This window comes from Aliihoeflea sp. 40Bstr573 (assembly GCF_024105655.1).
In the GTDB taxonomy this organism is placed as follows: Bacteria; Pseudomonadota; Alphaproteobacteria; order Rhizobiales; family Rhizobiaceae; genus Aliihoeflea.
Genome location: NZ_JAAAMH010000029.1, coordinates 18,414 through 30,051 on the forward strand (window position 1 = coordinate 18,414; position 11,638 = coordinate 30,051).

Annotated in this window: 10 protein-coding genes; 3 read left to right on the plus strand and 7 right to left on the minus strand. The window is 63.7% G+C overall.

Annotated elements, in window-relative coordinates:
* Positions 1-55: 55 nt before the first annotated feature.
* The gene (locus GTK01_RS19480) at positions 56-1,951 is read right to left on the minus strand and encodes a potassium transporter Kup (protein ID WP_252929297.1); all 1,896 of its coding nucleotides are present in this window, start codon (positions 1,949-1,951) and stop codon (positions 56-58) included.
* 118 nt (positions 1,952-2,069) lie between these two features.
* Complete coding sequence (locus GTK01_RS19485) at positions 2,070-2,810, minus strand: pyridoxine 5'-phosphate synthase (protein WP_252929277.1); 741 nt, start codon at positions 2,808-2,810, stop codon at positions 2,070-2,072.
* A gap of 111 nt (positions 2,811-2,921) precedes the next feature.
* On the opposite strand from GTK01_RS19485, the gene GTK01_RS19490 reads away from it, so the two are divergent.
* Both GTK01_RS19490 and GTK01_RS19495 read left to right on the plus strand, forming a co-directional pair.
* Positions 2,922-3,326, plus strand: coding sequence for an STAS/SEC14 domain-containing protein (locus GTK01_RS19490; protein ID WP_252929279.1), 405 nt, complete (start codon positions 2,922-2,924; stop codon positions 3,324-3,326).
* A 44-nt stretch (positions 3,327-3,370) separates the two neighbouring features.
* On the plus strand, positions 3,371-4,234 hold the full coding sequence (locus GTK01_RS19495) for a hypothetical protein (RefSeq protein WP_252929281.1): 864 nt from the start codon (positions 3,371-3,373) through the stop codon (positions 4,232-4,234).
* On the opposite strand, the gene GTK01_RS19500 is transcribed toward GTK01_RS19495, so the two are convergent.
* The 4 genes from GTK01_RS19500 to GTK01_RS19515 form a co-directional block, all read right to left on the minus strand.
* Positions 4,231-5,361: an ATP-dependent RecD-like DNA helicase gene (locus GTK01_RS19500; protein ID WP_252929283.1), complete on the minus strand. Its 1,131-nt coding sequence runs from the start codon at positions 5,359-5,361 to the stop codon at positions 4,231-4,233. The two genes, GTK01_RS19495 and GTK01_RS19500, sit on opposite strands and share 4 nt — an antisense overlap.
* Before the next feature lie 39 nt (positions 5,362-5,400).
* Positions 5,401-5,997: a LysE family translocator gene (locus GTK01_RS19505; RefSeq protein WP_252929285.1), complete on the minus strand. Its 597-nt coding sequence runs from the start codon at positions 5,995-5,997 to the stop codon at positions 5,401-5,403.
* A 71-nt stretch (positions 5,998-6,068) separates the two neighbouring features.
* The gene (gene ilvN / locus GTK01_RS19510; protein WP_252929287.1) at positions 6,069-6,641 is read right to left on the minus strand and encodes an acetolactate synthase small subunit; all 573 of its coding nucleotides are present in this window, start codon (positions 6,639-6,641) and stop codon (positions 6,069-6,071) included.
* 53 nt (positions 6,642-6,694) lie between these two features.
* Positions 6,695-8,482: an acetolactate synthase 3 large subunit gene (locus GTK01_RS19515; protein WP_252929289.1), complete on the minus strand. Its 1,788-nt coding sequence runs from the start codon at positions 8,480-8,482 to the stop codon at positions 6,695-6,697.
* Between the two features lie 312 nt (positions 8,483-8,794).
* Between GTK01_RS19515 and GTK01_RS19520 the strand changes: the two genes are divergently transcribed.
* Positions 8,795-10,609 carry an ATP-binding protein gene (locus GTK01_RS19520; protein ID WP_252929291.1) on the plus strand — a complete coding sequence of 605 codons (1,815 nt, stop codon included), beginning with the start codon at positions 8,795-8,797 and terminating at the stop codon, positions 10,607-10,609.
* Positions 10,610-10,651: 42 nt separating this feature from the next.
* On the opposite strand, the gene GTK01_RS19525 is transcribed toward GTK01_RS19520, so the two are convergent.
* Positions 10,652-11,431: a GGDEF domain-containing protein gene (locus GTK01_RS19525; RefSeq protein WP_252929293.1), complete on the minus strand. Its 780-nt coding sequence runs from the start codon at positions 11,429-11,431 to the stop codon at positions 10,652-10,654.
* Between the last annotated feature and the right edge of the window lie 207 nt (positions 11,432-11,638).

Genomic DNA, 11,638 nt, shown 5'->3' on the forward strand with positions numbered 1-11,638 from the left:
CGGTACGGAGTTCTAGCGAAGCGCCGAGGGGCATGCAAGCCCCTCGACGGCCGATTTATATGACCACCTGGGTCCCGATCTCGACGACCCGACCGCTCGGGATCTGGAAATAGGCCGTCGCGTCAGACGCGTTGCGGGCAAGCGTGATGTAAAGCCGGTCCTGCCAGTGCGGCATGGCCGACTGGCGCGAGCCTTTCAGCGTGCGGCGCGACAGGAAGAAGGACGTCGTCATGATGTCGAACTTCCAGACCGCCTTGCGGCAGAGCGCCAAACCCTTCGGCACGTTCGGCCGCTCCATATAGCCGAAATGCAGGGTCACCTTCGAGAAGAGGTTGTTGATGCGCTCGAACTCGACGCGATCGGCGTCCTTCACATGCGGCTGATCGTCGGTGACGACGGTCAGGATGGCATTGCTCTCGTGCAGCACCTTGTAATGTTTCAGACTGTGCATCAGCGCCGTCGGCGCACTGTCCGGGTCGCTGGTCAGGAACACCGCCGTGCCCGGCACGAGGGTCGGTGGCTTGGCGGCGAGGCTGTCGGTCAGAAGCGACAGCGGCACCTCGGTCTTGCGCGTCTTGCGGAAGAGCAGGCGACTTCCCTTGCGCCACGTCATCATGATGACCATCGCCATGGTCGCGACCGCGACCGAGACCCAGCCCCCGTCGAGGAATTTCAGCGAGTTGGCGGCCAGGAACGTCATGTCGAGAACGAGGAACGGGATGATGATGACGAGCGCGGCGACGAGCGGCCACTTCCACACATTGCGCATCACGACGAGCAGAAGCAGCGCTGTCACGACCATCTCGCCGGTGACCGAGATGCCGTAGGCGCCGGCAAGCGCGCTCGAAGATCCGAATTCGAGCACCAGGATCACAACGCCGATCAAGAGCAGCGCATTGATCTGGGGCATGAAGATCTGGCCCGACTGCGTGTCGGAGGTGTGGAATACGGCGAAGCGCGGCAGGAGCCCGAGCTGGATCGCCTGGCTGGCCATAGAGAACGTGCCGGTAATGACGGCCTGGCTGGCGATGACGGTCGCGACCGTCGCCAGGATGACGAGTGGAACCACGGCCCAGGCAGGCACCATCTGGAAGAGCGGTTGCCCGGTCGCGCCCTCATGGGTGAGGATGAAGGCACCCTGACCGAAATAGTTGAGCAGCAGCGCGGGAAAGACGAGCCCGAACCAGGCAAGCACGATCGGCTTGCGGCCGAAATGGCCGAGATCGGCATAGATCGCCTCTGCGCCGGTAACGGCAAGGAACGCTGCGCCAATGACGGCGAAGGCGACATGCGAATGGCTGAACAGGAACGCGGCCGCATAGGCCGGATTGAGTGCGGCCAGCACCTGCGGCGCCGCCGAGATGTGCCAGAGGCCGAGGCCGCCCAGCACGATGAACCAGATCGCCGTGATCGGCCCGAACACCATCGCGACCGATGCCGTGCCTTTCTTCTGGACCGCGAAGAGCGCGATCAGGATGACGAGTGTGATCGGCAGTACATAAAGCGCAAGAACAGGGGTCGCGACTTCCAGCCCCTCGACCGCCGAGAGGACCGAGATCGCGGGCGTGATCAGCGCGTCGCCAAGGAAGAGGCCGGCGCCTGCCATGCCGAGCAACATGACGGCGGGCGATAGCCGGCCGGCATTCTGCCGGGCGAGCGCCATCAACGAGAGCGTGCCGCCCTCGCCGCGATTGTCGGCACGCAGGACGATGAGCGCATATTTGATCGCCACGATGAGCGTCAGAGACCAGACGATGATCGACAGGACGCCGAGAACTTCGGCATCGGTCAAGCGGTCCGGATTTCCGGTGGCGTGTATGGCCTCACGCAAGGCGTAGATGGGGCTGGTGCCGATGTCGCCATAAACGACGCCGATGGCGGCCAGTGCCAGGGCTCCGGTGCCGTGCCCCGTCGACGACGAAGCTTCATGGCCCGAGCCTTCATGCGGCATTTCCATTTTGTGTGCCCTCCTTTGAAGGACGGGCGGGGCTTCTACGCCTGTTGCAGCGCAATATCAACTGTCCCTCTCGCAGGGGCAGCCATGCGCGTCATGCGGGGAGCGTTGGGCTCTAGCTTTGGCAGGAACGCAGGAAACGGCGCACGGTTTCAGCCATGCCGTATTCGAGCGCATCTGCGGTCAGCCCATGCCCGATCGACACTTCCGCAAGCATTGGCACGCGCCGGATGAGGGGCGCGAGATTGGCAACGGTCAGGTCATGGCCGGCATTGAGGCCAAGGCCCAGCGCAAGCGCTGCGTCAGCCGCTTTTCCAAGCCTTTCCAGCTCCTTGGCGGCCTTTCCGGAGTCCGAATGGCAGGAACCGTAGGGGCCGGTGTAGAATTCGACGCGATCCGCTCCCGTCGCCTTCGCCTCTTGGAGGCCGGCCGGATCCGGGTCGGCGAACAAAGAGACGCGCATCCCCCCTCTCTTCAGCCACGCAACGATCGGCGTCAGCATTTCGCGGGACGCAGCAAAATCCCAGCCATGGTCCGAGGTCGGCTGCGACGGATCATCAGGCACCAGCGTCACCTGTTCAGGCTGGTGCTCCTCGACGAGATCAAGGAATTCCGGCGTTGGAAATCCCTCGATATTGAACTCGGCCTGCGGAAACTCATCGTCGATCAGCGCGCGGATGTCGGGCAAATCCGCAAAGCGGATATGGCGCTGATCGGGCCGAGGATGAACGGTCAGCCCGTGCGCGCCGGCGGCAAGCGCGATGCGTCCCAGCCCCGTGACGCTCGGCCATGGCAGGTCGCGCCGGTTGCGCAGCATCGCGACCGCATTGAGATTGACAGAAAGTTTCGTCGCCATGGCATTGCCCCACATCGCATTTTCGTTTCTTCTAACGTTGCGCGACCGGAACGAACAGGTCTCGTTGCGGGTTCAACGTGCACACGTTCTTGGTCCAGACATGGAGAGGCAATGCACCCGCTCGATCGTATCCCTGCCGTCCGACGCATCGAAACGGATCGCTCCGACGTGTTCGCCATCGAGATCACCGGCTTCGTCACCGGCGCGGATGTCGAAAATCTCTACGGACTTCTTGAAGGTGCCTATGCGCTGCACGATCGCCTGAACGTTCTGGTGCGGCTCACCGACTATGATGGCTCGGCCTGGGACGAGATATCGACGGCGACGGCCAAGGAAGGTCGCCAGCACGCACTTCAGCACGTCGAGCGCTGCGCCGCAGTCGGCGATCCGGACTGGACGGACCGCGCGGCCGGGTTCTTCGAGAAACTGCCGGTTGAGCTGAAGCACTTTCCCGCAGAGGCCGAAGCCGATGCCTGGGCCTGGATCGGCGCCCGGGAAATCCGGCAGCGCGTCTGACGCCGTTCATAATCCCATCATTTTCGGCATGCAGATGCACGCGCATGGCAACACTTCGTATTCTCGATTCCATTACCGACCGCGGCGATCCCAAGCGCCCCAATGAGGACGCCAGCGGCGGCAATCGAACAGCAGCCTTCGTCATCGACGGTGCGACCGGTCTGGGCGAAAACCTCCTGCCCGATGCGAGTTCAGACGCCGCATGGCTGGCCGCCCTTGCCAAGGACTGCTTTGAGGAGCTGGCCGATGGCAAACGCTCGATCGGCGATGTCGTGCGCCGGACCAACGCCCGCGCGAAGGCCGTGCTCGACGGCATTCTCTATGGCGGCGACATCCCGGCATGGCAGTTGCCTGTTGCCGGCTTCCAGATGATCTCGGTCGCGAACGGTTCGATTTCCACGCATGGCCTTGGCGACTGCCGACTGTTCCTCCTTGCGGGCGACGGCAAGGCGCTCGACAGGGCCGCCCTGCCCGAACGCGGCGAGGAGACTGACGGCGCGCGCCGCGCCATCTCAGCTTCCGGCGGCCTGACCCAGGCCAGCGACATGCTCGCCCGGCCCGAAGTGCGCGCGGCGCTGCGCGAGCGGCGGGCCCGATACAATCGCGAAGGCACGGATGTGTGGACGCTCGGCACCGAGCCGAAGGCCGCGCGCCATGTCGTCAGCGAGGAACTCGAAATCGCCCTGCCCGCGCGCGGGCTCCTGTGCACGGACGGATTTGCCGCGCTCGTCGACGCCTACGGTCGCTATGACGCGGCCACGCTCGTCGACACGGCATCGCGTGCCGGCCTGTCGAAGCTCCTCGCCGAACTGCGCGTCGTCGAGCATCGCGAAGACCCCGAGGGTTTGGCCTTTCCGCGCTTCAAACGCAGCGACGACGCGACCGCGCTCCTTTTCGAGATCGTCTAGCTGCGGACGATCGTCAAGCTCTCCGCGGCACGCGTGATGGCGGTATAAAGCCAGCGCTGGCGCGTGTCCTTGAAGGCGAAGCTTTCGTCGAACAGCACGACCTTGTCCCATTGCGAGCCCTGCGCCTTGTGGACTGTCAGCGCATAGCCATAGTCGAAATCGTCGAAACGCTTCTTCTGCTGCCAGGGAACGTCGGCATCGGGATCGTCGAACGCGGCCTTCAGGAGCTTGATCTTGGCAATGCCGCGATCCGGATCGTCCTCTTCGGGAGAGACGAGCAGGTTGATGCCCGGCTTCACGGTTTCGCGCGACGAGGTCATCACCTTCCAGAGCGAGCCGTTGAGGAGCCCCTTGGCTGGGTCGTTGCGAAGGCACACGAGTTTGTCGCCGGCCTGCGGGTAGGCCGCGTCGAAGCCCTTCAGTTGCCTGAGGCGCTGGTTGTAGCGCTTGCGGGTGCGGTTCGTCCCGACCAGCACCTGGTCGGCGTCGAGAACGAGGTCCTGATCGACCTCGTCGCGCGAAATCACCTTCGCGCGCCCATAGTCGCCGATCATGAACTCGCGCCCCTCGCGCACGTCCATGGCAAGCTGGATGATCGGATTGTCGCGTGCCTGGCGGTGAATCTCGGTCAGGAGATAGTCCGGCTCGTGCTCGGTGAAGAACCCGCCGCCCGAGATCGGCGGCAGCTGCGCCGGATCGCCGAGAACGAGGATCGGCGTGCCGAACGACATCAGGTCGCGTCCAAGTGCCTCGTCCACCATCGAGCACTCGTCGATGACGACGAGCTTGGCCTTGGATATCGGGCTTTGGCGATTGAGCGAGAAGGTCGGCGACATCGACGTCTTGCCGGTCGTCTCGTCCGACACCGCCTCCTCGCCGCGCGGCCGGTAGATCAGCGAATGGATCGTGCGTGCATTGAGCGCGCCCTTGGAGCGCAGCACCTGCGCCGCCTTGCCGGTGAAGGCCCCGAACTGCACCTGCCCGTCGACGCCCTCGGCGAAGTGCCGCGCAAGCGTCGTCTTGCCCGTGCCCGCATAGCCGAAAAGCCGGAACACCTGACTGCGCCCGCCCTGAAGCCACTTCGCAACGGCCTTCAGCGCCTCATCCTGCTGGGGAGAAAATTTCATGGCGCTGTTTCGCAGGATTCTGGCCGTTGAGGCAAGCTGTTACCGCAACATCGGCACCACCGAGGCCGCCAGCAGCGTACCCATGGCGATGTTGAACCATTTCAGGCGCACCGGATCGGCAAGGAATCCGCGAAGCGCCGTCCCGAAGCCGGCCCAGGTCGAAACGCTCGGGAAGTTTACGAGCGCGAAGGCGGTCGCGACGAGGAGGACCGACAGATAGGGCGCGCTCGGGCTGGTGTAGATGGCCATCGCCGTCACCGCCATGATCCAGGCCTTGGGATTCACCCACTGAAAGGCGGCAGCCTCCAGGAAGGTCATGGGACGGTCCCGGCCCGTGCCGCCGGACGACATGGACCGCGAACGCGCGATCTTGAAGGCGAGCCAGAGGAGGTAGGTGCCGCCGGCGAATTTCAGCGTGGTGTGGAGCTGCGGATAGGCTTCAAGCAGCGCGCCGAGCCCAAACCCGACGCCTATCAGGAGGCTGAAGAAGCCGACGCCGATACCGACCATATGCGGGATCGTGCGACGGAATCCGAAATTCACGCCCGACGCCAGCAGCATGAAATTGTTTGGTCCCGGCGTGATCGACGAGACGAAAGCGAATGCAACCAGTGCGACAAAACTCTCCGCGCTCATGGCTCGGTCTTTCCGGTCAGCCTTGCTGACCTATCCATAGGGATACACCGCCACCATCGGTGGCACTGAAACTACATTCCCTGTGGGCCGCGATTCATGGCGGCAACGCCCGTGCGGCAGACCTCGATCAGCCCGAGCGGCTTCATGATCGCGATGAACTGCTCGATCTTGGATACCCGCCCCGTGATCTCGAAGATGAAGTGCTCGGTATTGGCGTCGATGACGCTGGCGCGGAAGGCATCGGCAAGGCGCAGCGCCTCGACGCGGTCGTCGCCGGTTCCGGCCACTTTCACGAGCGCCAGTTCGCGCTCGAGCGGCCGGTCATGGCCGAGTTCCGCCGCACGCACCGTCAGGTCGTTGACGCGGTGGACCGGCACGATGCGTTCGAGCTGATGCTTGATCTGCTGCAGCACATGCGGTGTGCCGCGCGTCACGATGGTGATGCGCGACAGGTGCTTTTCGTGCTCGGTCTCCGAGACGGTGAGGCTGTCGATGTTGTAGCCGCGGCCCGAGAAGAGCCCGATCACGCGCGCAAGAACGCCCGGCTCGTTGTCGACGAGAACGGAGAGCGTATGCGCTTCCGGATTCTCGGTTTCCTTGGCGATGAAATAGGCCGAACCGGTAGGCTGAAGATGTGCGTTCATCAGGTGATTCTCTTTCGAAATTCTGTCTTCAAGTCGCTGATCTGGTTGAATGATCAGACCAGCGCCCTGCCCTTGGCGTCGATTGCGTTCGCCACCGCCTCGTCCGTCGCCTCGTCGGGCAGCAGCATTTCGTTATGCGCCTTGCCGGACGGGATCATCGGGAAGCAATTGGCCAGATTGGCCACGCGGCAGTCGAAGATGACCGGCTTCTTGACGTCGATCATTTCCTGGATCGCCGCGTCGAGATCGCCCGGCTTTTCGCAGCGGATGCCGTGCCCGCCATAAGCTTCCGCCAGCTTGACGAAATCGGGCATCGCCTCGGTGTAGGAGTGCGACAGGCGGTTGCCATGCAAAAGCTGCTGCCACTGGCGCACCATGCCCATATACTGGTTGTTCAGGATGAAGATCTTGATCGGCGCTTCGTACTGCACCGCGCAGCTCATCTCCTGGATCGTCATCTGCACCGAGGCGTCGCCGGCGATGTCGATGACAAGCGCGTCGGGATGGGCGATCTGCACGCCGAGCGCGGCCGGCAGGCCGTAGCCCATGGTTCCAAGTCCGCCCGAGGTCATCCAGTGATTCGGCTTTTCGAAGCCGTAGTGCTGGGCCGCCCACATCTGGTGCTGGCCGACTTCCGTGGTGATGTAGGTGTCGCGGTGCTTGGTCAGTTCGTAGAGCCGCTGGATCGCGTATTGCGGCATGATGACGTCGTCGTTAGGCCGGTAGGCGAGCGAATCGCGCGCGCGCCACTTTTCGATCTGTTCCCACCAGGGCGCAAGCCGCGCCTTGTCGGTGCGCGCGGTCGCCCTCCACAGCCGCACCATGTCCTCCATGACGCGCCCGACATCGCCGATGATCGGCACGTCGGCGGGCACGTTCTTGTTGATCGAGGACGGATCGATGTCGATGTGGATCTTTTTGGAGTTGGGCGAAAACGCGTTGAGGCGTCCGGTGATGCGGTCGTCGAAGCGCGCGCCGATGCACAGCATGACGTCGCAATCGTGCATCGTCATGTTGGCTTCGTAGGTGCCGTGCATGCCCAGCATCCCGAGCCAGTTCTTGCCCGAGGCGGGATAGGCACCGAGCCCCATCAATGTCGACGTGATCGGGAAGTCGGTCAGGTCGACCAGTTCGCGCAAGAGGTGGCTGGCTTCCGCGCCTGAATTGATGACGCCCCCACCCGAATAAATGACCGGGCGCTTCGCATTCGCCATCAGTCCGACGGCGGCCTTGATCGCCTCCATGTCGCCCTGCACCTTTGGATGGTAGCTGGTGCGCGGCGCGGTCTGCGGCGGCGTATAGGTGCCTTTGGCGAACTGGACGTCCTTCGGGATGTCGACCACGACAGGTCCGGGCCGGCCCGTAGTCGCAACGTGAAACGCCTCATGCAAGATGGCGGAGAGCTCGTTGACATCCTTCACCAGCCAGTTGTGCTTGGTGCAGGGCCGTGTGATCCCGACCGTATCGCATTCCTGGAAGGCGTCGGAGCCGATGAGCGACGTCGGGACCTGGCCGGTGATGCACACGAGCGGGATCGAGTCCATCAGCGCGTCCTGAAGCGATGTCACTGCATTGGTCGCGCCGGGACCGGAGGTGACCAGCATGACGCCAGCCTTGCCGGTCGAGCGGGCATAGCCTTCGGCCGCATGGCCCGCGCCCTGCTCGTGGCGCACGAGAATGTGCTGGACATCTTCCTGCTGGAAGAGCTCGTCGTAAATCGGAAGGACCGCACCGCCCGGATAGCCGAAAATGTGCGCCACGCCATTGTCGCGAAGGGCCTGGACGACCATCTCCGCTCCGGTCATTTCGCGTCGTCCGCTGTCGTGTGTGGCGCTGTTCATGGGTCTGGTCCGTCGTCTCTGGCTATGGTTCGGGAAACAAAAAAGGCCCCCGTCGGGAGCCTGCGTGTTGCGCATGGGGTGCTTTCGCCCGGTGGTTACACCACCTTGCCCACGCGCCGTCCTACTACGAGAATGAGTGTCGTCTTCAACATGGCGCGCAGATTAGGCAGAGCACGGAAGAACTGTCAATGGCGTCACTGACGCAATTTCCTTGCGCCGGCCGCCTTATTTAACCCGGCGTGAACCATCCGCCCGAACGGCGCTTTAACCGGGCTCGCCTAGGTTGTGCCGGAGATCTGGGGGATCGGCGCGATGTATGTTGAACGAACGGGACATGAAGGCGACGACGTGAGCCAGGAACGGCGCGACACGCTGCAGCCGGAATCGCGCGTCATCGGCCGCGTCATCCAGTGCGACGGCGCCCGCGCGACCGTTGCGGCGATTGCTGACGGCATGCAGACGGCGAGCGATGGCTTATGGGCCGTCGGCCGCATGATCTCGATCAATCTCGGCGCAGCCCGCACGGTCGGCCTCGTCTATGCGATCGAGACGCCGCACGCCGAATGGAACGACAACGCCGAAAACACGCTGATCGTGCGCATCGAACTCGTCGGCGAGGTCCGCGATGTCGCCGGCAAGCCGACCTTCGATCGCGGCATCACGCTCTACCCGCATGTCGGCGCCATTGCCCATCGCATCCGGGCGCGCGACCTGGAAGCCGTCTACGACCTTGGCGGCCGCCAGGCGATCTCCATTGGAAATCTGAGCCAGGATCACGACATTCTTGCGCGCATCTCGATGGACAGCACGCTCAGCCGCCATTTCGCCGTGCTTGGCACGACCGGCGTCGGCAAGTCGAGTGCCGTCGCGCTCTTGTTGCGCAAGGCCGTCGATGCCAACCCCGAACTGCGCGTCCTGATTCTCGATCCGCACAACGAATTCCACGCCGCTTTTTCCGATTGCTCGATCCGGATCGACACCAATTCGCTCGACATGCCCTTCTGGCTGTTTCGACTGGAGGAACTTGCAGAGGTGCTGTTTCGAGGTCGAGAGGCCATCGCCGAGGAGATCGATCTCCTGCGCGACCTCATCCCGGCCGCCAAGAGCCGCTACAATCGATCCTCTTCGTCGGCGACGCTGCTGCGGCGCGGCGCGGATACGACCTCGGTCACCGCCGACACGCCCGTCCCCTACCGCATGATCGACCTGATCAAGCTGATCGACGAGCGCATGGGCATGCTCGAATCGAAGTCCGAGCGGCCGCATTGCCGGGCGCTGAAGTCGCGCATCGAATCCGCGCTCGCCGACCCGCGCTATCGCTTCATGTTCGCCTCGCGACTGATCGAGGATAATCTGCACGAGGCGATCGGCAAGATCTTTCGCGTGCCCCATCACGGCAAGACGATCACCTGCTTCGAACTCGCCGGCCTGCCATCGGAAGTGGTCAATTCGGTCTGTTCGGTTCTCTCGCGCCTCGCCTTCGATCTCGCCGCAGGCTCGAAGGGCCGGCTGAAGCTGCTGGTTCTGTGCGAGGAGGCCCACCGCTACATGCCGGCCGACCACCGGCTCGGTTTCGCGCCGACACGCCATGCCCTCTCGCGCATCGCCAAGGAGGGCCGCAAATACGGTTGCTATCTCGGCGTCGTTACGCAGCGCCCCGGCGAGCTCGACCCGACCGTCCTGTCGCAGTGCTCGACCATCTTTGCCATGCGCCTGGCGAACGAGCGCGACCAGGACATCATCCGCTCGGCGATCGCCGATTCGTCGGCCTCCACCCTCACCTTCCTGTCCTCGATGGGCCAGCGCGAGGCGATTGCCTTCGGCGAAGGCGTCGCGACGACGATGCGGATGAAGTTCGAGACATTGAAATCGCATCAGCTGCCCGGCCGCCCGCAGGCCGACGCCGAGGCAGTCAGTCAACTCGGCGAGATCGACCTTCACGCTCTCGTCCAGGGTTTGCGCGGTGAAGGCCCTGCCTACATGCCCGATGATTTTGCCCCGATGATCGGCGACGATCCGTTCGAGCGCCTTGCCGCCGCGCTCGACGCCCCGCCCCCGCGCGCCCCGCTCCCGGGCATGCGCCGCCGCACCGACGACGAAGGGCTGCGCCGGCTCTACGAAGACTGACCGGATCGAAAGGCGCGAGACGAGCTTCGGCTCGGCTGCTTCTCAGGCGCAGACCCGGTTCCGACCGAGCCCTTTCGCCTGGTAGAGCCGCTTGTCCGCGCGGCGGTAGAGATCCCCAGCTCCCTCCTTGCCATCCCACATGGCCAGTCCCACGCTCGCCGTGACCTTCAGGCGAATGTTGCCGTTGACGACGACGAGCGAAGCGACCGCCTTGCGAACGCGCTCGGCGAAGGCGATCAATCCGGCATCGTCGAGATTGGCAGCCACGATGGCGAATTCCTCGCCGCCAAGGCGCGCGACGACGTCGTGGTAGCGCGTCATTTCGCGCAGGCATGCGGCGACTTCCTTCAAGACCTTGTCGCCGATGTCGTGGCCGTGCGTGTCGTTGATCGCCTTGAAGTGGTCGAGGTCGATGATCATCAGCCCGACGGGCCGGTCGATCGGGCCGAATGCGGCAAGATACTCGCGCAGCGCCTCGTCGAAGAAGCGGCGGTTCTGCATGCCCGTCAGGCCGTCGGTCAGGGCCGCGTGTTCGAGGGTGACGGAACGCGCGCTCAAGGTCTCGGTCATGGCGCGCAGCTTTCCCTCCTCCTGCACCTGCTGGCGGATCAGGGGGTAGATAAAAAAGGCGCCGAAGAAGATGGCGGTGGCCAGAAGCACGCCGATCGCGAAAAGCAGCCGAGCCAGATAGTCTATTTCGTCCCCAACCGGATTGGCAACCAGCATCTGCAAGACGCCATAGGCATGCAGTGTCGTCACGCCGGCCGCGAGAACGACCGCGATGAAGACAAAGAAAGCCGATTCGGCCTGATGAAACCGCATACCGTCCCCAGCATTGTCGCCAAGACAACACTTTCCGCCCGCGATCCCTTCTCGCTGGTTAACGTGCCTTAGTAATTTCTAGCTAGGGTCAGGACCCATTAATTTGTTGAGTTGATGGCTGTTGGGTGATTCAAGGTGGCAGGAGGTGCTGCCTTGAGTGATTTGCTGATGCTGACGGCGGCGCAGATGCGCCGGATTGAGCCGTAC

What these genes read in the sequence shown, in the direction of transcription:
- GTK01_RS19500 (WP_252929283.1), bottom strand. Translation starts at nt 5,361, where the DNA reads ATGAAATTTTCTCCCCAGCAGGATGAGGCGCTGAAGGCCGTTGCGAAG.
- GTK01_RS19485 (WP_252929277.1), bottom strand. Translation starts at nt 2,810, where the DNA reads ATGGCGACGAAACTTTCTGTCAATCTCAATGCGGTCGCGATGCTGCGC.
- GTK01_RS19520 (WP_252929291.1), top strand. Translation starts at nt 8,795, where the DNA reads ATGTATGTTGAACGAACGGGACATGAAGGCGACGACGTGAGCCAGGAA.
- GTK01_RS19515 (WP_252929289.1), bottom strand. Translation starts at nt 8,482, where the DNA reads ATGAACAGCGCCACACACGACAGCGGACGACGCGAAATGACCGGAGCG.
- GTK01_RS19495 (WP_252929281.1), top strand. Translation starts at nt 3,371, where the DNA reads ATGGCAACACTTCGTATTCTCGATTCCATTACCGACCGCGGCGATCCC.
- GTK01_RS19525 (WP_252929293.1), bottom strand. Translation starts at nt 11,431, where the DNA reads ATGCGGTTTCATCAGGCCGAATCGGCTTTCTTTGTCTTCATCGCGGTC.
- GTK01_RS19505 (WP_252929285.1), bottom strand. Translation starts at nt 5,997, where the DNA reads ATGAGCGCGGAGAGTTTTGTCGCACTGGTTGCATTCGCTTTCGTCTCG.
- GTK01_RS19490 (WP_252929279.1), top strand. Translation starts at nt 2,922, where the DNA reads ATGCACCCGCTCGATCGTATCCCTGCCGTCCGACGCATCGAAACGGAT.
- GTK01_RS19480 (WP_252929297.1), bottom strand. Translation starts at nt 1,951, where the DNA reads ATGCCGCATGAAGGCTCGGGCCATGAAGCTTCGTCGTCGACGGGGCAC.
- ilvN (WP_252929287.1), bottom strand. Translation starts at nt 6,641, where the DNA reads ATGAACGCACATCTTCAGCCTACCGGTTCGGCCTATTTCATCGCCAAG.